We start from the raw sequence: 18,094 nt of genomic DNA on the forward strand, positions 1-18,094 counted from the left end.
GGTATTACTCGAAGCGGTGCTTCACCGGTCACTAAGTGGGCCTCGTCGCATCGTTCCGCCGCCAAAATAGATGGACGCCGCAAGCCCGGGGCGAAGCCGTTGTGGGATTTCTTTGCCGGACAGGGAAAAAGCCGAAAAGGGTGCTGGACAGGGGCTTTCAAGATGCTATAACGCGCTCGCTTCCGGCATGGAAATTATGCTCCCGCCGGCAAGCTCCTGAAACCGCTCTGACGCGGTCAGGATGTTGCCCGGATAGCTCAGTTGGTAGAGCAGCGGATTGAAAATCCGCGTGTCGGTGGTTCAAATCCGCCTCCGGGCACCACTTCTAATTCCTTGATATTTATCAAGATTTGGTCCTTTCTTTCTTCTCCATGAATTCAAGTTCTAGACACACTGTCATGCGTTTCTAGACATCCTTTGTTTTCCGTCTGTTCACTTCGGCGTCAAGATCGGCGATTGTCTCGGCCATCCTCTTCGACATGTCGGCTCGCCTTGAATAGTGCTTCGCCATGGCTTCCGTCTTCTGACCAAGCATTTCTGCAATGATCGAGTGGTCCTTGCCCATCTCCCTGAGGATCGTCGCCACGGTATGCCTCAGGCCCTTCAGGGTGAGGCCTGGTTGCACTTTGTCTGCTGCCTCTAGCTTCTGCTTAACTGGCCGCCATGACGCTCTGAACCCCGATACAGTCCACGGCTTGCCGTAGCTGTTCGCGCACAATGTAAGTGTCGTCGTGGAGTGCTCCGGTTCGGCATCTAGCGCCTCAATGACGGGCTTAGGTAATGGAACCCACACAGGAACGCCCGTCTTGCCTCGCCGAGTATCAAGTCGTCCGTGAGATACGGCGGTCCGTGGCAACTGGAGGGCATCCTGCGGATCAAGGCCGCAGAACATCATCAACGCTATCGGAAGTCGCATATGGTTCGGAATAACGGCAATCACCGCATCCCGTTCAAAATCCATCCAAGGGCGGTTTGCTTCCGGTGCGTCGGTAGCCCTTCGAACGCGCTTCACCTTGCCGACCGGATTATCGGTCATCATCTCCTGCTCTATAGCGTGCTCGAATAGGATTGATAGAACCGTCAAGGTGTAGTTGGCAAATTTCCGTTTCCTCTTCTCGAATGTCTTATCGCGCAAACGGGCAACCCATCCCTGCGTCAATTCAGACAAGGGTGACGGCCCTAGCGGCTTTAGGTATTCCAGTATCTTCTGATAGTCAGATTTGGTTCTGGTCTTGAGCGATTGAAAGCCAGCCGATCGGCGATACGATTCAATAAGGGCGGCAAGCGTTCCGGCCCTGGCCTTCTGCCCATTCGTCTCGGCATCAATCGCGGCCAGTTCGGCGAAGAATTCGGGTGTTCCGAATTCGGACTGAAGCCTCCGCCCTGATTTTCGGTGATAGGCGTACCACTTGCCCGTCTTCGGTTCGAAGTACCTCTTCAGCCCTTTAACCCGAACCACCGTGCCGGTCATAGCGAATCCAGAAGCAAGTCGGCTGTACGATAAGTAGCAGCGTCTCCGCGAAGACAATCGATCCAGTCGTCAATTTCCCGAACGTCGTAACGCTCCATTCTGGCGCCGACGCCTAGCGCAATTGATCGAACCGGGCAGACTGAGCCAAAGGTTGGCGCACTCATGCCGCAATAGCGAGCCGCCTGCGACTTCGTGAGAAGCCGCAGGGGAATGTTGTCATTTGCGGGAGCCGGGCGCACTAATTCATCTTTCCAGTTGATTCAGCGGCTACCCGCCGGCCGACGGCTGCAAAAGCTATCTGATTTCTTATGTCGTGCTGTGCTAACGGAACATAACCTTTCTTCGGAATGATCCTTTTCGCAATATCCGCAACTTCCGAAGCGTCTAAGCGACCCTTGGCAAATAGCGCGCCGGCTACCACCGATATGGTGGCCTGTATGTCATCGCGACCAATCATATCCTTTACAGCCCATGTTACGGGATGAGTTTCGGCGCAATATGAATCTGGTCCACCTTTAAAGTCCGCTAAGCCTTCATAGTCGCTTTGAGACCAAAGTGACGCCTCGAAGTGAGGCTTACCTATCAAGTTGTAGTAGAATGATTCCGCAAGCGGTCCGGCTGCACTCACATGCGCATCTCGGTTTATAGTGCGCGTCTTCGCTGCTTTGCTACCGAAATTTTGTTCGTTATAGACTATCTCACCCTTCTTGCAGCCATCTTCCATGACTTGAACGTAGGAAAAGCGCACAGCATAGAACCAAGCAGCTACTGCATGCCCTGCTTCATGGTAGGCAGCGGCCATCATTTCCTTTTTGTCCATTTCACATTCTCCTCATTGCTCGCGGCCGTAACGGCGCGCGTGTTCGTTGTCCGTGAACTCACCATGAGCGCACGGATTCTCAATGCCTGCAGAGCAGGTTCAACGTTGCGTTGGGAGTCTCGCGAAATGGGTTACGAGCGAGACGCGGCCCAATGGGCCCTCGGCCTTAAAGCCAACGCTACACATGCACATCTGACGTCAAAAGTCAAGCTATTTCTGGATGGCCCGCCCCGCTTCCCGGTAAAGGCAGCGAGGCGGTCGTGGTCGTCTCCCGTGGTGTGAGCATCGGTTGGTAGCCAATGCTCAGATTTGAACCCTCCGCGTGTGGTGAACAGAGGGGAGCGCCAAACATGGCGCTCTGGTGTTGCGGTATGCTCGAGCCGCCGCAACACCGGTGTTCGTCAGGCCGCGTGTGGCGGCAAGCAGAAATATTCAATACCGTGCGAGGCCAGCCCCGCTGGTGTCGGCGCGGGTGGCGAGGCCCACCGCGCCGTGTTTTGGAGCCCCTGACGCGATTCGAACGCGCATGATCCAGTTACGGCCAGAAGGGTAGAAATCCTCCGCCGGTACAGGGGCAAACTCATAAATTAGGAAACGGCCAATCCAAATTCGTCACGGGCAAGCACCTCAGCTTCGGCGGCGCAGATGGCGAGGCCGTCAATCAACCCGACATCAAATGAGTCATCGCATCGATTGGTCTCCGCGATCATTCGAACCTTAGCGGATAGCTCAACCATTCCCGTTGCCTGCCGGTTCATAACCATCTCCGCCAACGTGAAGCGGGCGCTCGTCAATTGGCCCATAATCTCGTCTGGCATTGGCTGAAAATCGTGCCGCAAGCTTTCGATTGCTATGACCAGATCGGCCATTTTCTTGATATCCAGGTCGGCGTCAATTGCGGTGTGCGTCATGTCCGTTGCTCCTTGTCTCGGTTTCGAATTCGCTATATGGTGTTTATATCGCCATTGATTCGCCACGTCAATAGAAATCGACATAAAAACTCGATTTCGCGATACACCACACAGAGGAGACCACAATGAAGCCAGCACAAAGCAGGATGGCCAGATCGGCATTGAGGATAGGAATAAAGGATCTTGCCGAGACGGCTAAGGTATCTACCAACACCATCACACGTTTCGAATCCGGTGAGGTATTAAGGGAGCGGACCGTCGAAGACATCCAGCGAGCCTATGAAACTGCAGGAGTCAGGTTCATCAGTGAAGATGGATGGATCGGCACCATGATCCGGGACGCCTAAGAGTACCCTTCAAAATAGAACGCACCCCCATGGACAACCGGCATCGGGGGTGCGATGGTTTTGGGGAATAATGGGGAGAGTGGAAATGGGCAAGCGTGAAGACTTTTTGTTCGTCGTCCAAACGGCATTGATAGTGAACACCGTTCGCCTCGCGACAGATGGTGATCGCGATCCAGGCGCTGTGGCGAATTTCTCGACCACGCATGCGTTATCTCAGTTGCAGACCGCCCTAGATGTCGCCGACCGAATACCAATTGATATGACGGCATACGAAGCGGGAAACGAATTTTGTAGCTATTTCTTCTCCAACTTGCGTGATCAGGAGCCGGAGGGAAACAAGCCGCAGCTACCGCATTGGTGCGGTCGCTTCTAACCCAACCCCGCGATTCCCAATCCCGCCAATTCCATCGTCTCACCAATAACCCGCCGCAACCCCGCGTCGTCTGAATCTCCGTCGATTTTCTCGTGGTAGGCAACCGCGGCCGCGGTCACGGCCTGACGATCATCGTAGTCCAAGCCAACCGACGTCAGGCTCATTCCATTGTTCTGTACGTGCCGCGTGAAGGGCATGCCGATCCGGTAGCCATCGCCATCACGCGCGAACAGTGCGGCCCGAACCGTGACGCCACGAATCCTGAAATTGAATGATGCGATACCGGCGCCGTCATGAGCGAGCGGTTGCCAGCGTGTGATTTCGATTTGGTTCTGCATTTTCATGATCCAACTCCTTTTGCCGTCACCCACTCGGATTTCACGACGCGCCGCACACCGGCATCGTCAGGTTCTTCTTGCGGCTCGTTGCTGCTCATCATGCCTGCGTGCGCGGCAAGCGCCACCGACTGGAATTTGGCATAGTCTTCGTGTTCCCTAAATTTCACGAGCTTCCCGCCGGCCCGTGAGCGGGGGATAGATGCCGCCAACGTGCCGTCATCATGTTCGAAGATGGCGCAGTCGGAGATGCGAAGCGGTCCGATGTTGATTGAAAAGGTGGCGACGACTGGACTTCCGCCGCCTGGTTTCCGTTCAATCAGTTCCATTGTTGAAATTTTGATGTCTAGCATGTTCAGTTCCTTTGGCCGGTGGCCCATTTGCTTTGCACAATGCGCGGCCGCGCCGGCATTTGTGGTTCGGATTTCAATTCGCTTTCGCGTCTGTCCCAATTCAGGTTGAGAACCTTGTAGGCTGCGGTTGCATAGACAACGCAGTCGAGCGCCTCGTGTCGGCGGCCAGATACCGGCACGAACTCACGTATCGGCACGCCCTTTTTGTAGCGTACCGTCATGCGTTCGCCGGTAAGCTGTTCGAACCAGTCAAGATCCAAGTCATTCGAGAACTTGAAGTGCTGGCCGGTCTTCAGTCGGTCGAACAAGGCCGTCTTCAGCCCGTCAACGCCGACGATCCACAACGTGCCCTTTTTCTGTTTGCTGGCCGTGATGGCTGGCCGACTTCCTCCAACGCCCTTGATGGCCATGATGCGCCGCCTGGCGCGCGGGAACGCGAACGCATACGCGGCATCCATTGTCGTGCCATCGCCAGCATCAATGCACGCCGCATCAACGCCAATGGTGCCGCCGAACGGGTGACGCCAACGGGTGCGCAGCAGTTCGTCCAGGTCGGTCCAGGTGCCGCCATCGTCCCATCTGCCCCATATGATGCTGTGGCCTAGAACGTGCGCAACGCCGTGCCGATCCCAACCGATAAACGTGATTTCGATGCGGTCATGCTGCAAATCACAGCCGGCGGTGATCGCCAGAACAGACTCAGGAATCGCATCAAGGCCAAACGGCAAGCGACTATCGAACAGCGTCACCTCGTCCAGTTCTTCGCCACCGTCGCCAGTGCCTTCGGCCAAAATCGTGTTGATGAAAGTCCGAAGGTCTTCGGGGTCTTTTTTCGCCTGCAGGAATTCAGCGGCAAGCTTGCCCCAGGCCACGTTCTCGAGCGGGCTGATTAGCGCGTTGATCTGGAAGCCGGCGTGGCCTTTGACTTCCGGCGCAGTAGCGCGCCAACGCCCCGCGGCTAGCATTCCAAGCTTATGCTTTTCATCAATCACCGAACCGCAACACGGGGCACAATAATACGCCTCAGACGGCTTGCCTTCCGGCCATTGGATGTCTTTCCACATAATCACGTTGTGCTCGCCGCATTCCGGGCAAGGCACTTCGAAAATCCGTTTGTCTGATTGTTCGTAAGAGCGCAGCACGTTCGACGTGACGGCATCGACAGGCGTGCTGCCCATGACGATCTTTCGATCCGGAAACGACAGTGTCCGTTTTTCCGCAAGCAGGATCGGCGAACCTTCCGCACCGGGCGGCATCGCGTCGGCTTCATCGATAAAAAGGACGCGGACATTGTGCCGGCGAAGATTGCGCGGTGATTTTGATGCAACGATTTTCAGCGATCCGCCTGGGAAACGGCGGGACAGCATGGTGTCGCGTGCACCCTCTGCGCTATCACCTGCAAGCAATCCGGAAAGCGTCGGACTTGCCGCGAAAATTGGCTCGATGTCCGATACTAGGTAATCGCGGCAATCGTCGTCGGTTGGAAGGACGGCAAGGATGGGTGCCGGGTCGTTGGCGATGAACGATGCAATCGCGCTGGTCAGCAGGGTCGTAAAGCCAACGCGAACCGGCTTTACCAGCGTGACGCGCTCAATCGCCGGATCCGAAATGGTGTCGGCGATTTCCTTTTGATACTCATAGAGACTGACCCGGCCGGGCAATGCCGACACTGTTTCGGGCAGCCTGATTTCTTTTTCAATCCACTTGGACAGCCTCATTCTCGGCGGAGGCTTCGCCGCTTTCAGCGCCTGGCGGCGCATCTGATTCATCATTGGATATCGCCTCCAGGGCGTCTCGGATCTCGCGATCGATAATTTCGATTTCGGCTGTGCCAAAGGTGCTTGCGCGGCGCCGGCAACGGGACGGGACGGCAAGCATTGCGCTGCGGACCGTGCCTATGATGCCTTGCCATTCCCGAACGACATCGGCGGCCCGCACCATTTCAGCGCGGGTTGTTGCGTTCTTCAGCGCGTGACCATCGGCTTGTTCAGCGGCCAGGCGGGCGCGCTCTTTGTCGAGGTCGAGGGTTACGGCAGCGCCGGCTGCTTTGCCGCTGGCCGCGGCGAGCATGTTCTGGATAGTTGCGGCAGCGTCGTAGGTTCCCGGCGCCACGCGGACGGCCTTGCCCTCGTGTGCCATCTGGTTCAATCGGCGCACCGATATGCCAAGCATCAGCGCTAGCTGTGCAGCTTTCATGTCCATGATGAGCCTTTGATTTAGGTAGGAAACGCTATAGGAATTTATTCAGCGTGTGAGGTTCTGGGATTTCCCGCCCGCAAGGCCGCCTAGGCTGGGGAGTACCTTTTCCCACCGACCATCGGTTTTGCCATTAGTTCGAGCCGTCCGAAACCGCGCCGCGAGATAGTACGTGGAGGCACAACGTGAGCATCTGCCTGACTGTATCGGCGATAGCCCTTGGCATAACAAGTATCTCTATATGTTGTGATGGTATCTTTGTTTACGCCTCTTCGATGGGAGGTCCTCCCTTAACGTCATCGTTGTCCACACAAAATTGTCGTGCTAACCACTCACTCGCTTCTCCACCCAGTCGGCGAGATAGCAGCGTTGGGTTCAACGGTATGCCCGGCGGTTGACGGCTTGAAGCAGTCAAGCAAACTGACACGAAGCCAAAAGCACTTCTGTCACGGAAACGGGTTAAATCAGCGCCGTTTCAACTGAGGAACTCCAAACAATAGTCACTCCGTCGCCCTAGGACTTAATGCACACGCTGACATAGGTAATGCGTTTGCGGATGTTGCGTCGATGGTCTCAGCCCATGCGTCAGATGCGATCAACTCAAGCAGATCAAAATTTTCATTTGGCCAACGTTTTACCGCTGCGTGCGCTGGATTGTCTTCCTCAGGAAGATGTTCGATCCTGAGTTTGACTCCCGCTTCATTTTCCATCGTCGACTTAATGCTTCCAACATTCGCCAATGCAAAACGTGCCTTTCCTCCGACTCTGATACTGCCACGTATTGCTTCAATTGCGCATCGAAGCGATTCGTCAGGTAATCCATCGAAGTATTCGCACCAAGTGACCGAGAGATAGTTCTCTTCGTCCCGCAAATAGAAAGCTGACGGTAACACACCGAGCACATTCTGATCATCATCCTTCCGAAGGTGAGACCAGCCAACATAGCGAAGCATGCGCTCATGATCGTGTAGATACCTACTTGGCATGTTTCAGCCAAATCTCAGGATTATAAGGAGTAAGAACATTTGCCAGTCGTTCTATTCCACCCTCGCCAGCTGCACGTTCGGTACTTCCGTCAGCCAGCGTCCTGGCGAGCACCCATCGAACCCGATCACCTTCAAGGCATTCTACGGTCAAGCGGTTCGGACCAGTAGTCCATGCGGCCAAGAGCGTTTTACGGTTTGACGCCCCCAATCCTGGTCGCCTTTCGGCACGCAGGGTGAGAAGCATTCTAATAAGGGTTTTTGCTGACCCAAAAGTTGGCGCAGGATCACGAGTGTCCCACTCATCGGAATCCAGAATGCTGTCGATCTGCATAAACAGATTATCAATCCAGTCCCGTTTCAAATGCATAGACACCTGCGAAACGAAAATCTTAAATTTCGATCTTGCATCAAAAAGTTGCGATGCGATGTCTGATCCGCCAGAGTCTTGGCTTTCGGCAAGTTGCTCATCTATGCGCAGGCTTTCAAACGCCTGATCGATTGCGCTGGCGTTACCGATACCTTTGACAATTGACGGCCGAAATGCGTTAAAAGCCGGCAATTTTGTACTGAGATGAAGATTATTCAATTGAAGAGCGTCCTGCATTTGTCAGTAATCGAAGTCTCAAATATATGGTTCTTAATTCCTCGCATTTCATCGAGCTTCGCTAGAATTTCATTTTCTCGCATCGGAATATTTTGCTCTGTTGATAGGTCAATATCTAAAAGGAAAGATAAGCTTTCTGGCACCGGCGACTCTACCGTCGCAGATCTGACCTTGAAGAGGTAGTCCGTGTCAAGGAATTGCTGCGTAGATTCCAAAGCGAACCCAGTGCCCATTGTTTTTCCATAGAAGGGCAAATGCGGGTACAAGGTAAGATAATCGGACAGCTCAACGGTTTGTTCCGGAATATCAATTCTATTAACTGATCTCAGTCCGATCCGTGAAAATTTTCGTTTTACGAAATGCTTAGAAAAAAGCGATAGATCACGCGCTATACGAGGGCTAAAATCTTCCCATCCATTGTATGGGGCCAGCTGCGCAACGACAATTCGGTTTGTGTGAATGATACAAACCTCAAGTTCATTGTTTGACGAGAAACGAATACCAACCATTCGTCTATCTGCATGAACCGTTTGTTCAGGTGACGACTTGAGTTCTATCCGAGCTTGCTGCTCGAACTTCTTGCCTTCATAATTATTCTCGAAGATGTGTGCCTTTTTCTCAATTATCTCGTAAGGCACAGGCTCAGAAAAACGAAATTCCACGGTAACTTCAACGATCGGCGGAGCTTCATATTTCAACTCGAGACCTCCAATCACAGTGAATAAATTCGCTTGTATCCTATGGATACACACATGTCACGATTCGCTAGCGACGACAGAAATATCATCGCCGTTGACGACAAAAGTTCGAGCGAGTTGAAAAAATGCGCTGATATGAGCGCAATTATCAAGCCCGTGTATCGCATGAAATGCCTCCATAGCGGATAACACCTTAGTCACTTTCGTTTGGCGGCTCAGTGCGCGAGTGGATTTGAGAAGCACCCAATCAGCTATTGCCGCCGTTTTGTCGGTGATGTGCATGGTTAAAGCTCGTTCAGTTCCGCGACCAGTATGCTCGAGAACCGGTCGGAAACCGATTTGACCTCCCACCACGGCTGCCCGGCGCGATCGCTCGCGCGAACCTTTGTTTTTTCGGTCGGCGTGTTCGGTATGAACAAATCAGGGTATGCCGCGCGTTCGATGACGAGGGCGGCGTTACCGGCCGACACCCTCGTGATCACCCCGGCGCCGAGAGAAATTGTTCCTTCCGGCGCCGGATTGTGAATCACGGCCATAATGTCTTGCAACGGGCGATGCGGATCGGTCACGCCATTTTTCATGAACGACAACCGAACCGATTCTGAAAAGGCGCGCACGACGACGGCGTCAGTTGCGGCCTCCAATGCGCGCCAATCCATCTTTACGCGCCGATTTCGGCTGTGACCTGCGCGGCCGAAGACAGCGAGAACGGCTGCGACAGCAGCACAGTGCCTGACGCCGAAGGGTTCGCGGCTACGGCCAGATTGACGCCGATCAACTTGTTGCCGGCTGCTACGCTCGTAGCCAGGCCGGTCGAATTGTCGCGATAAATCGCCAACCCGACGGTGGCCCATGCCTGCGCGGATGTTTTTGCAAGCTCGAAAACGCCTGTAGTTTTGATATTGACCCTTGCGCTGGACAGGGCGTCCCCGGTGGCAATGCCGATCAGGCCGCCAACGGCGACGATGTCACCCGACGAGACGTTAGCGGGTGCGGTGACTTCGACGATGTCGCCAGTAGAAGTGAAGTTTTTCATTTTAGAATCCGTCTGTGAATTGTGGAAGAAAGCGGCGCGGCTTCGTGCCGGACGCCGTTGCGATTTCGCGATCGATAGCCGCAATTGCTGCGGCCATTTCGGTGTCTGATTTGTATTCGACTTCCCTGCGCGTGCCGCCCGAGTTAAAGACCGTGCGCAAGTTGCCGGTGGAGCGGGCCGCGACTAGCGCGGCCCTCATCGTTTGAAGTTCGAGAACCGTTGCCATCACGCGCCGGCGTTTTTATAGCCGCCGCGGAAGTCGATGGCGCCGACAGCAAAATCAAGGCTGGCCGCAACCTTCACCGCCTGGGTATCGAAATCGCGTTCGCTGCGAACCTGCGGGCCTTCGGCGCCGCCGACATAGCCAAACACGACGGTTGGCGCGACGGTCGGGCTGGCAAACAAATACCAGGCGTTGCCGCTGATGTTCGCATCGACCACAAGCGTGGCAAAGCCAGACCAGACGTTGACTTCGCTGGCCTTCGTCGCATTGATAGATGCGAGGATCTGGCGCGCCGCCGTCTCGTAGGTAGGACCGACAACCAGGAAGGCCGGCTGCAGATTGAGCACCATCCCATCGAGCGATTTCTGCGCACGCAAGGCGGCAACCGCGGCGCCGATGCTTGTGGCGTCGATCGCCGTACCGGATCCGGCAAGGTTGGCGTGGTCAGTATGGAAGAGCGCCTTGGTATCGGACAGCGCGGCGTTGGTGGCGAGCACCTGGTAGGCCATTCGATTTTCATCATTGGCCGCGCGGATTGCGATGCCCGAACTGAAGTCGCTGAGGGCGCTAAGATCATCATTGATCAAGGCGCGCCGGCCGATGGCGATGCCGGTTCCGTATTCCTTGGCAGTGACCTTTTCGGCGCTCTCGCTGATGGTGCCGTAAGTGACCTCGCCAGATTCGTTGATCTCCTTGAACGCCGGAACGTCACCAGCCCTCAAAAAGCTCGTTTCCTTGAAATCCGTAAACGGCTTGCGGGCACACCACTGTCTATACGATGGCGCGGCGACTTCGTACTGCGAAAGCAGCGCCTTGTTTGCCGCATCGGCGAGCAGCAACGGAAAGTCGCTGGTCGAATGCGCGCCAACCGCACGCTGCAACAGCGCATCGCGGTCGCGAAGGTTGACGCGCTCGCCGCGGCTGGTTGCCATGTCGCCGACCAGGTCGAGAACGCTATGGCCGCGATATTCAACTGCCCGGCCCTCGAGCTTGCGGGTTGCCGGCGCAATTCGGTGCGCCAAGGCATCGGCCATTGCGCTGCGGATGCTTTCCGGGTCTGTGTGGTCGGTGCCGATCTGGATGTTGCTTGGGGCGGTGGTTGAGCGCGTCTTCATCGCGTCGATGGCTGCAGCGCGGGCCGCGTCAACGGTTGCCTCGGCATCGATCTGCGTGTCGATCCAGGCTGCGTCCAAGTTGGTTGCTTTGGCGATGGAACGAATTTCGGCGTTAATTTCTGCTCGTGTCATTTTAGGCCCTTCGGGTGTGGTAGGTTTGGAGCGAATGCCGGCTGCCGCGTCGGCCGGAACCGACACGAGACTGCACTCGAGGATGTGGAATTTTCGAGCCGTCAGCGTTCGCTTTCCGCCCGTCGTAGCTTCGGACCATTGGCCCACATCGTAGCCAATGCTGGCCGCGAATTTTCTGGATTCCGAAAGTTCAGCGGCGATGCGCTTTGCCTTCTCGGAATGCTTGGAAAGCTTTGCCGTGCCGATGATCTCGGCGCCTTCAAGTCGAATGTTGGTAACGTCGCCGATATTGTCATCGAGCGAGCCGGAACGATGTGAATCCAGCAACGGGATTGTCTCCGGCCATGTCGCGCCGGACAAATCCAGGATTTCGGTGAAGCCGCCACGTTCGACGGCAGCGCCGGTGGATAGTATGATATCGAACGTGAGTTCTTCAGCGTTCCAGGTGGACGCGCGCAGAGGCGCAGCACGCTTTTGCGTGCCGTTGGGCAGGGTCATATTGTCACCTAAAGTTATGCTGCGGCTTGCGCCGCTGGCTGGTTGTCGTTAGCCGCGGGCGGCGTTGTTGAGAACGTCAGGCCCAGGCTGGCCGCGCGGGCATTATCGGCCGCTATCTCGGCATCAAGCTGTTCGATGTCGATCCCGCGAGCCGCAACGGCTTCCCGGCGCGACATCAAGCCGGCCGCAACAGCTTCGATCTCGGCGCGAACGTCCTTGGCCGGATCCACCCAATGCACTTTCGGGGTGATCCATGACACGGGCAAAGCATCGGCGACAGTCGCCTCGACGCGGCCTGAAAGCACCTCAAGCGTTGCCCATCGGCGCCACACGGGCCGCAGGAATTGGAAGGCGAGCAGCCCATGCTGCAGAGCCTCGACACGGCGTCTGAACTCGACCATGCCGGCCCGGATGCTGCTGTAATTCACGTCCGACAAGTCGCCGCTGAGTAGATAGTCGGGTAGTCCCAGGCCGACCGCAATTTCGCGTTCCGTGATATCGGCAAAGTCGATCACCTCGGCGCCTATCTTGGCCGGATCGCTGAACCGGATATCTTGCCCCGGCTCCAAATATTGAAGCGTGCCAGGCTCCCATCCGCCAACGACGGTGGATCCTGATTGATCGCCTTCGCCGGGTTCGGCGCTGCCGTCCGTCGAGACGATGAAACCCGCAAGCATGGCGGCCATACGCTGGCGAACCATTTGAGCATCACGCCATCCGTCAAGATCGTTCAAGCGAACAATCACGGGTGCAAACCAACTGATGCCGCGAACCTGGCCAGGAACCTCGCGCCGGAAAACATGCATGACTTCGCTTGCCGGGTAGCGGGTCCGCTTCCGCATTGATGCGAAGTCCATTGACGCCGGCTTGTCGAAAATATGGAATGCAACACGCTTGCCCTCGGCGTCATGCTCAACACCCTGAACCACGACATTCCCGTTTATCAGGCTAGCCGTGTAAGAGGCATCAAGTTGCTCGGCCTCGACAACGCGGATGCTGATCCGGTCGCCGTCCTGCACAAAAATCGCAACTGCCTCGCCGTCGATCACGACGCGGCGTGCTATCAAAGCTTGCTGCCCGTAGAAATCCGTCAGCCCATCGGCGTCGGCCTCGTCAGTCCAGTTTTCGAAGGCATCATTGAGGATACCCCGCAACGGTGCGCCGGCCTTTGCCTGGCCTTTGACGCCGGTTCCGACAAGTGCCGATACCCACGCTTCGACGCCGGATGCGGCCAATGGATTGTTCGCTGCCAGATACCGTGCCCTTGCCGCTAACGTGCCGCGTGATGCGGCAATGCTCTGCAAAGGATGATGCATGGTCCGCATCGCCGAACCGCGCCGTCCACCTTGTGCAGCTTGATAGCTGCGCGTGCCGGAAAGTAGTTTTTTGAGCCGCTTAAACACTTTTATCCTCCTCGATGAGGCTCGCGAGCTTCGGCTCGATTTCGATCCAAATCGCCGATAGATCGACTTCGATGATTGCCGCGCTGCCTTCGGCGATATGGCCCTTTTCCATCAGGAACGGCAGCCGCGGCTTGTTGTTCGGGTGCGTAGTGCCGTGTGCTGCGACGAGGATCTGCGGGCCGCAAGTTATGCCAACGCGCTGCAAGGTTGCGATGACGGCGGCGGTATATACCGCATGGCCCGACATGAGCCGCCGATTGCGCGACTTGCCGTTCAGTGGAAATCCAAGCAGGCGCAGGGTTCGTAGCCAATACGATAAAGTATCGAACGGGACGCCGAGAACGCCGGCCGCCTCTTTTAGGGTGAAGATTTGTTCGTGCAGGTATGCAGGCGGGTCGAAGCCGATCCGGCCTTTTAGTGGTTCGGGCATTCGGCCCTCCGTTATGTTTAGGGGTTGATCCATCACCACTTTGATGACGGCACAAAAAAAGACCGGCCGCACGGCCAGTCCATTTGAAAAGTTGCCACCGGCCGTTACGAGCCAGCCGGCAGCGTTTTCCCCGGTATGCCAGGAAAACTTAGAAACTTTGCCCGGTTCGCGGGTGCGCGCTCGACGGGCATGACCAGCGGAGACAAGGATTCCGCCGATTGCTGAACAAAAAAGGCCGCTGGGGGCGGCAATGTGGTGAAGGGGTAGCGCCTGCCGGGTGGTTGTCCGACGTGGTCGCATTGCCCTCTAACTACTTTGCCGCCCAGTTGCAAAAAGGGGACTATGCCGCCGCAACAATTTTCTTCAGGTTGTCGTTTGCGGCGATTAAGACCTTCTTCCCGTGCCGTTCGGCGTTCTTACCGACCTTGCCGAACGCCTCGCCGATTTCTTGCAGGTTGGCGGCTGTGGTGGCGAGGTTCATTGCCTTCGCCTGCTCCGGTGGCAATGCCGCAATCTGCCGGTCGAACTCGCCTTGCCGCGCCAGCTCGTCTGCGACATCCTCCCAACGCTCAAGCGGCGCTTTTCCCTTGGTTTGTGAAATCCAGCCGCCAACAAACTGGCTCTTGATGTCTTCGGAGCCACGGGGCAAGCCGTCCGGGCAGTAGGTGATAGGCGGTAACGGCCCCGCCAGGAGCGCCTGCTGTTCCTCAACTGTGATAAGAACTGTGCGCCGCATCTTGCCACCCGTGATGAAACGCAGCTTTTCGTTGCCATCTTTGTCTGTCGCAACAACCGTCTCGCGGTCGACCTTAAATAGCGCAGACCAATACGAGGCCGAGCGCACCTTTTCTGCTAAGTCCGGCTCCGGCCCAAGCATCTCGCCGAACTTGTCGGGTTGGTACAAAATCGTTCCTTCGTCGACGCGCGTGCCGCGGTACTCGGTCTTCCCGTTGGCAATGCGCAGCTTGCCCGCGCGCACAACGGTCTGGTGGCTCTTTGTGGGTACGCCAAGTCGATTGGTTTTGTCCGGTACGGTCTGCCAGGTCAGGTCGACGGGCCGCTGTTCGAGCGAGCCGCCGCCGCCTAGCTTGGCGTGGCGCCATTCGATGGTCGGGCCAGCCTTATTGATGAGCGAGCGCAGTTCTGCATAGGTCGAGCCGGGACGTATCCGCCGCTCACGATTAGATGCAGGCTGCTCTTCGCCCTCTTTATAGTTGTCATTGTCGGGCTGATGCCAATTCGTGCCGCAAAACGAAATCGGTGTGGACATCCTGCGCCAGGCTAACGTCGGCTGAAGTCGAGGGGCGAGGTGGGCAAGCCGCGGCGATTCCGTCGTTGCCGCACGCGCGAAGATTTCGGAGTCATTTGCGGGCATCGAGGCCCAAACCATTTCCGCCCACTCGCGCCACGGGTCGGTTGGTCCGTCGTTTGGCATCCAGACCAAAGCGCCAGTCTTGCATGGGTAGCGCGTCGGTACGATGCGACCATCGCAGATAGCGGCGAAGTACTGGGCAATCGTATGCAAGCGGTGAAGGCGCTCCGTGATGGTGATGTACCGGCCCGTCGTGGCTTCGTCGTCGCCGTCCTCGATGCGGTCGATATCGGTCAAAGAAATCCACTTGGCCGCCGCAGATTCTGGCGACAATGGAAGCTGTCGGCTCTTTGCCACTGGTAGCGGCTTTCTGGCTAGCCATGCAGCGAGCCGTGGATTGCTATAAAAGCGCTGGCCATACAGGAGGTGGTCGGTGCGGTTCCATTGAAAAGGCTTGTGCGCGCCTTCGACGGCGCGGCTTGTCATTGTGGTCATTTTTTCCCCAGTAGAAAAATGGTCGGCGCCTGGCCGATAGAATGGAGCGGCGCTCTTTTCGAGTCTTCCGCAGGGTTTGCCGGTCATGCCGGCGGGTAGTCCTATTAAGGGAACTAGTAATTTCGGTGATTTTGTCAACGACAGGGATTGCATTTAGATTTGAATTAGTTTAAGATAGTTGCCCCACCGACATAACGGCCCGCTGACGGGCGTTGGCTTGCGGTATGGGTGATTGCCTATCGGCAGGCCGGGAATCGTGCTGGTGGGGCGCTGTGGCGTTACGTCGTGCCGATGCCGGTTTGGGGTGGATGAAAGTTCTTTTGATACTGTCAACGCTTACAGTACGGCCCTAAGCCGCCTCCGCGACGCCCCTCTGGCTGTAAGGCGATACGGCCCACGACGGCAGATTGACGAGCTCGTACCCATAATCGGATTTTCGACGGTCATCGATGAGCGCGACCGACACACCCACCAGGTCATCGTATTCGTTGATCGTCACGTCTGTTGCGGCCATGAATTCAGCTAGCCGCTTGCTGCCTACAGCCTGCCTGTGCTGGTCATCGCTTTCCGCAATAAAGGTGTCGCTCCAGGTCCATTCGTCGCCCGGCACGTCAAACTCAACATGCAGGACGTGGTCGCCATTCGCATCGCGGTCCGGAGTCGCTGAAGCCACTTTGACTATCAACCGGTCAAAAGCCTCGCGCGGCGCGGCCGAAAGGCCAGCGCCAGCAGCGGGGCTTTTTGACCCCTTACTGTAACCTCACCTGTAGGTGGGTACAGTAAGTGGTATTGGGTCAACTCCGCTTGACTACTAGGGAGGCTCTTGGTCAACTCGGCTTGACCACTACTAGTCAACTCCGCTTGACTACCGCTACTAGTCAACTCCGCTTGACCAGTAGTAGTCAAGTCTACTTGACTACCGGAATAATCTAGGTTGGGCCTGTAGCGGGTGGATCGGCTTCCGGCATAATCCTCAATAACGATTAGCGCGCCGTATGCTTTGAGTCGGGCAAGGCTGTTAACGATACCCTGGCGGCTGGCACCGGTTCCGACTTCAAGATAGGACAAGCTGGTCTCGGCGTTGCCGAACGTGTCTTTATAGCGCTCGCAGACGATAAGAGCTACCTTGTGATCAAGTGCGCTAAAATCCTTTGACAATATTACTGACTTCAAAAACTTGAATTTCTCAACAAACGAAATCGGATGAGCTTCAATTTTCCTTTTGTATTTTGGTTTTGGACTTGACAAATTTGTCATAATGCCATATGTTCCTTGTGTGTAATTGAACAATTTTGCCCGCCCTGATTTTTCAGTGGCGGGCATTTTTTTGAGTTGGTTGGTGGGGCAGGGTTGTCCCGTTATAGGTCCGCCGCACTTCTGGCGAATATCTTCAGAATTTCGCGCTCCGATTCTTCAGCGGCAAGCAGCACCTGCATCTGGTCTTCCGGTATGTACTGCGTGAGTTTGTCATCCAGCATCTTGCGCAAGACGTCTGGCGGGATTGCGTCAAGCTCACATGCGAAGGGATATGGCCACTTCTTATCTGCCGCTGTCACGCGTTTCGGCTCGCGCGTAGGCAGTCCCATCTCCTCGACCTGTTCCGCATTCACAGCCATCCTGTTGAACATGACGTGGAGTCCGCTTCCGGCGGCAAAGCCCTTCAGCTTTCGCTCAAGGTCACTTGCCGCGTCCTGGCCCGATCGGTCGAAGTCGCCGAGGTGATAGACATGCACTTCCTTGCCGATGCCCTCCCATTGACGGACCGCCTCATGGGCAAACGTCTCGGATGTGAATCCGCGACAGACCATAAGGGGGACATCAAACTTTGATGTGATTGGGGTAAGGCTGCCCGCCAGTGCGTCCTTCTCCGCCCAAACCTCAACATGGTAATCCATATCGCGCCACAGAGCGCGTCTGTAGAAAATGGCAGTCTCTTCCAGAGCCTCGGAGATGCCGTTGTGCGTTAGAGGCTTGCGCTGGAACCTGGTGAGGTCAGCAATGTGGCGGTAGGGCATACGCCCTTCACGCCTCAGGTTCAGGACTTGCCGCTGAACCGCATCATATCCATTGTCGTCCTTTCGGATGCCGGGTAGCCCGACAACGGTTGCAGCATAGTACAGTTGCCGAACGGTGACGGGTGCATGAATGGCGGCGTAACCGATGAGGAAGTTAGCGCGCACCTCCATCTCCGCAACGGTTGCGCGGTGGCGCTGATTGTCGTTTGCTGGTTTTAATGGGCTAGCCGCATTAGCAGGGTCCGCACTCATGCTGCGGCCTGCAGTATATCTAGACAAAATGGCGCTAACCCATTGACGCGCATTTCAGTTCTAGACACATTCTTTGGTGGCTTGCTATT

Annotated in this window: 23 protein-coding genes and 2 tRNA genes; 3 read left to right on the plus strand and 22 right to left on the minus strand. The window is 56.1% G+C overall.

Annotation, left to right across the window (positions count from 1 at the left end; all coding sequences use genetic code 11):
• Positions 1-246 precede the first annotated feature (246 nt).
• Positions 247-322 (plus strand) — tRNA-Phe (locus OEG84_RS19580).
• An 84-nt stretch (positions 323-406) separates the two neighbouring features.
• On the opposite strand, the gene OEG84_RS19585 is transcribed toward OEG84_RS19580, so the two are convergent.
• The 4 genes from OEG84_RS19585 to OEG84_RS19600 form a co-directional block, all read right to left on the minus strand.
• Positions 407-1,471 carry a tyrosine-type recombinase/integrase gene (locus tag OEG84_RS19585; protein WP_267655278.1) on the minus strand — a complete coding sequence of 355 codons (1,065 nt, stop codon included), beginning with the start codon at positions 1,469-1,471 and terminating at the stop codon, positions 407-409.
• Between the two features lie 238 nt (positions 1,472-1,709).
• Positions 1,710-2,291 (minus strand): hypothetical protein, encoded by a 582-nt coding sequence (locus OEG84_RS19590; RefSeq protein WP_267655279.1) that lies wholly within the window; start codon positions 2,289-2,291, stop codon positions 1,710-1,712.
• A gap of 498 nt (positions 2,292-2,789) precedes the next feature.
• Positions 2,790-2,867 (minus strand) — tRNA-Gln (locus OEG84_RS19595).
• 11 nt (positions 2,868-2,878) lie between these two features.
• The gene (locus OEG84_RS19600; protein WP_267655280.1) at positions 2,879-3,202 is read right to left on the minus strand and encodes a hypothetical protein; all 324 of its coding nucleotides are present in this window, start codon (positions 3,200-3,202) and stop codon (positions 2,879-2,881) included.
• Between the two features lie 125 nt (positions 3,203-3,327).
• Between OEG84_RS19600 and OEG84_RS19605 the strand changes: the two genes are divergently transcribed.
• Positions 3,328-3,549: a helix-turn-helix domain-containing protein gene (locus OEG84_RS19605; protein WP_267655281.1), complete on the plus strand. Its 222-nt coding sequence runs from the start codon at positions 3,328-3,330 to the stop codon at positions 3,547-3,549.
• 85 nt (positions 3,550-3,634) lie between these two features.
• Complete coding sequence (locus tag OEG84_RS19610; RefSeq protein ID WP_267655282.1) at positions 3,635-3,922, plus strand: hypothetical protein; 288 nt, start codon at positions 3,635-3,637, stop codon at positions 3,920-3,922.
• Here OEG84_RS19610 and OEG84_RS19615 read toward each other — a convergent pair.
• The 18 genes from OEG84_RS19615 to OEG84_RS19700 form a co-directional block, all read right to left on the minus strand.
• Positions 3,919-4,266 carry a hypothetical protein gene (locus OEG84_RS19615; protein ID WP_267655283.1) on the minus strand — a complete coding sequence of 116 codons (348 nt, stop codon included), beginning with the start codon at positions 4,264-4,266 and terminating at the stop codon, positions 3,919-3,921. The two genes, OEG84_RS19610 and OEG84_RS19615, sit on opposite strands and share 4 nt — an antisense overlap.
• Entirely contained in the window at positions 4,263-4,610 is a 348-nt protein-coding gene (locus OEG84_RS19620; protein ID WP_267655284.1) for a hypothetical protein, read from the minus strand. The genes OEG84_RS19615 and OEG84_RS19620 overlap by 4 nt, the downstream gene beginning before the upstream one ends.
• A gap of 2 nt (positions 4,611-4,612) precedes the next feature.
• A complete protein-coding gene (locus OEG84_RS19625) occupies positions 4,613-6,382 on the minus strand; it encodes a phage terminase large subunit family protein (RefSeq protein ID WP_267655285.1) in 1,770 nt (589 codons plus the stop codon).
• A complete protein-coding gene (locus OEG84_RS19630) occupies positions 6,306-6,812 on the minus strand; it encodes a terminase small subunit (RefSeq protein ID WP_267655286.1) in 507 nt (168 codons plus the stop codon). Before OEG84_RS19630 ends, OEG84_RS19625 begins: the two co-directional genes overlap by 77 nt.
• A 494-nt stretch (positions 6,813-7,306) precedes the next feature.
• Positions 7,307-7,759, minus strand: a complete 453-nt coding sequence (locus OEG84_RS19635) for a hypothetical protein (RefSeq protein WP_267655287.1) — start codon at positions 7,757-7,759, stop codon at positions 7,307-7,309.
• A gap of 22 nt (positions 7,760-7,781) precedes the next feature.
• Positions 7,782-8,396, minus strand: a complete 615-nt coding sequence (locus OEG84_RS19640) for a hypothetical protein (protein WP_267655288.1) — start codon at positions 8,394-8,396, stop codon at positions 7,782-7,784.
• On the minus strand, positions 8,375-9,094 hold the full coding sequence (locus OEG84_RS19645) for a TIGR04255 family protein (protein ID WP_267655289.1): 720 nt from the start codon (positions 9,092-9,094) through the stop codon (positions 8,375-8,377). Before OEG84_RS19645 ends, OEG84_RS19640 begins: the two co-directional genes overlap by 22 nt.
• Positions 9,095-9,151: 57 nt before the next feature.
• Entirely contained in the window at positions 9,152-9,376 is a 225-nt protein-coding gene (locus OEG84_RS19650) for a hypothetical protein (protein ID WP_267655290.1), read from the minus strand.
• Between the two features lie 2 nt (positions 9,377-9,378).
• Positions 9,379-9,753 (minus strand): hypothetical protein, encoded by a 375-nt coding sequence (locus tag OEG84_RS19655; RefSeq protein ID WP_267655291.1) that lies wholly within the window; start codon positions 9,751-9,753, stop codon positions 9,379-9,381.
• 2 nt (positions 9,754-9,755) lie between these two features.
• Complete coding sequence (locus tag OEG84_RS19660) at positions 9,756-10,130, minus strand: DUF2190 family protein (protein WP_267655292.1); 375 nt, start codon at positions 10,128-10,130, stop codon at positions 9,756-9,758.
• A gap of 1 nt (position 10,131) precedes the next feature.
• Positions 10,132-10,356, minus strand: a complete 225-nt coding sequence (locus OEG84_RS19665) for a phage head-tail joining protein (protein ID WP_267655293.1) — start codon at positions 10,354-10,356, stop codon at positions 10,132-10,134.
• Entirely contained in the window at positions 10,356-12,098 is a 1,743-nt protein-coding gene (locus OEG84_RS19670) for a prohead protease/major capsid protein fusion protein (protein ID WP_267655294.1), read from the minus strand. The genes OEG84_RS19665 and OEG84_RS19670 overlap by 1 nt, the downstream gene beginning before the upstream one ends.
• Positions 12,099-12,112: 14 nt before the next feature.
• Complete coding sequence (locus tag OEG84_RS19675) at positions 12,113-13,501, minus strand: phage portal protein (protein ID WP_267655295.1); 1,389 nt, start codon at positions 13,499-13,501, stop codon at positions 12,113-12,115.
• Positions 13,494-13,931, minus strand: a complete 438-nt coding sequence (locus tag OEG84_RS19680; protein WP_267655296.1) for a MerR family transcriptional regulator — start codon at positions 13,929-13,931, stop codon at positions 13,494-13,496. The genes OEG84_RS19675 and OEG84_RS19680 overlap by 8 nt, the downstream gene beginning before the upstream one ends.
• A gap of 340 nt (positions 13,932-14,271) precedes the next feature.
• Complete coding sequence (locus OEG84_RS19685; RefSeq protein ID WP_267655297.1) at positions 14,272-15,825, minus strand: hypothetical protein; 1,554 nt, start codon at positions 15,823-15,825, stop codon at positions 14,272-14,274.
• 262 nt (positions 15,826-16,087) lie between these two features.
• Positions 16,088-16,411: a hypothetical protein gene (locus OEG84_RS19690; RefSeq protein WP_267655298.1), complete on the minus strand. Its 324-nt coding sequence runs from the start codon at positions 16,409-16,411 to the stop codon at positions 16,088-16,090.
• A gap of 8 nt (positions 16,412-16,419) precedes the next feature.
• Positions 16,420-17,061 carry a hypothetical protein gene (locus tag OEG84_RS19695; RefSeq protein ID WP_267655299.1) on the minus strand — a complete coding sequence of 214 codons (642 nt, stop codon included), beginning with the start codon at positions 17,059-17,061 and terminating at the stop codon, positions 16,420-16,422.
• Between the two features lie 35 nt (positions 17,062-17,096).
• A complete protein-coding gene (locus OEG84_RS19700; RefSeq protein ID WP_267655300.1) occupies positions 17,097-18,005 on the minus strand; it encodes a hypothetical protein in 909 nt (302 codons plus the stop codon).
• Between the last annotated feature and the right edge of the window lie 89 nt (positions 18,006-18,094).

This window comes from Hoeflea algicola (assembly GCF_026619415.1).
Classification (GTDB): domain Bacteria; phylum Pseudomonadota; class Alphaproteobacteria; order Rhizobiales; family Rhizobiaceae; genus Hoeflea; species Hoeflea algicola.

Excerpts from the sequence above, each read along its gene's own strand:
- OEG84_RS19585 (WP_267655278.1), bottom strand. The coding sequence starts at position 1,471 with ATGACCGGCACGGTGGTTCGGGTTAAAGGGCTGAAGAGGTACTTCGAA.
- OEG84_RS19590 (WP_267655279.1), bottom strand. The coding sequence starts at position 2,291 with ATGGACAAAAAGGAAATGATGGCCGCTGCCTACCATGAAGCAGGGCAT.
- OEG84_RS19600 (WP_267655280.1), bottom strand. The coding sequence starts at position 3,202 with ATGACGCACACCGCAATTGACGCCGACCTGGATATCAAGAAAATGGCC.
- OEG84_RS19605 (WP_267655281.1), top strand. The coding sequence starts at position 3,328 with ATGAAGCCAGCACAAAGCAGGATGGCCAGATCGGCATTGAGGATAGGA.
- OEG84_RS19610 (WP_267655282.1), top strand. The coding sequence starts at position 3,635 with ATGGGCAAGCGTGAAGACTTTTTGTTCGTCGTCCAAACGGCATTGATA.
- OEG84_RS19615 (WP_267655283.1), bottom strand. The coding sequence starts at position 4,266 with ATGAAAATGCAGAACCAAATCGAAATCACACGCTGGCAACCGCTCGCT.
- OEG84_RS19620 (WP_267655284.1), bottom strand. The coding sequence starts at position 4,610 with ATGCTAGACATCAAAATTTCAACAATGGAACTGATTGAACGGAAACCA.
- OEG84_RS19625 (WP_267655285.1), bottom strand. The coding sequence starts at position 6,382 with ATGATGAATCAGATGCGCCGCCAGGCGCTGAAAGCGGCGAAGCCTCCG.
- OEG84_RS19630 (WP_267655286.1), bottom strand. The coding sequence starts at position 6,812 with ATGGACATGAAAGCTGCACAGCTAGCGCTGATGCTTGGCATATCGGTG.
- OEG84_RS19635 (WP_267655287.1), bottom strand. The coding sequence starts at position 7,759 with ATGCTTCGCTATGTTGGCTGGTCTCACCTTCGGAAGGATGATGATCAG.
- OEG84_RS19640 (WP_267655288.1), bottom strand. The coding sequence starts at position 8,396 with ATGCAGGACGCTCTTCAATTGAATAATCTTCATCTCAGTACAAAATTG.
- OEG84_RS19650 (WP_267655290.1), bottom strand. The coding sequence starts at position 9,376 with ATGCACATCACCGACAAAACGGCGGCAATAGCTGATTGGGTGCTTCTC.
- OEG84_RS19655 (WP_267655291.1), bottom strand. The coding sequence starts at position 9,753 with ATGGATTGGCGCGCATTGGAGGCCGCAACTGACGCCGTCGTCGTGCGC.
- OEG84_RS19660 (WP_267655292.1), bottom strand. The coding sequence starts at position 10,130 with ATGAAAAACTTCACTTCTACTGGCGACATCGTCGAAGTCACCGCACCC.
- OEG84_RS19665 (WP_267655293.1), bottom strand. The coding sequence starts at position 10,356 with ATGGCAACGGTTCTCGAACTTCAAACGATGAGGGCCGCGCTAGTCGCG.
- OEG84_RS19670 (WP_267655294.1), bottom strand. The coding sequence starts at position 12,098 with ATGACCCTGCCCAACGGCACGCAAAAGCGTGCTGCGCCTCTGCGCGCG.
- OEG84_RS19680 (WP_267655296.1), bottom strand. The coding sequence starts at position 13,931 with ATGCCCGAACCACTAAAAGGCCGGATCGGCTTCGACCCGCCTGCATAC.
- OEG84_RS19685 (WP_267655297.1), bottom strand. The coding sequence starts at position 15,825 with ATGACCGGCAAACCCTGCGGAAGACTCGAAAAGAGCGCCGCTCCATTC.
- OEG84_RS19695 (WP_267655299.1), bottom strand. The coding sequence starts at position 17,061 with ATGCCCGCCACTGAAAAATCAGGGCGGGCAAAATTGTTCAATTACACA.
- OEG84_RS19700 (WP_267655300.1), bottom strand. The coding sequence starts at position 18,005 with ATGAGTGCGGACCCTGCTAATGCGGCTAGCCCATTAAAACCAGCAAAC.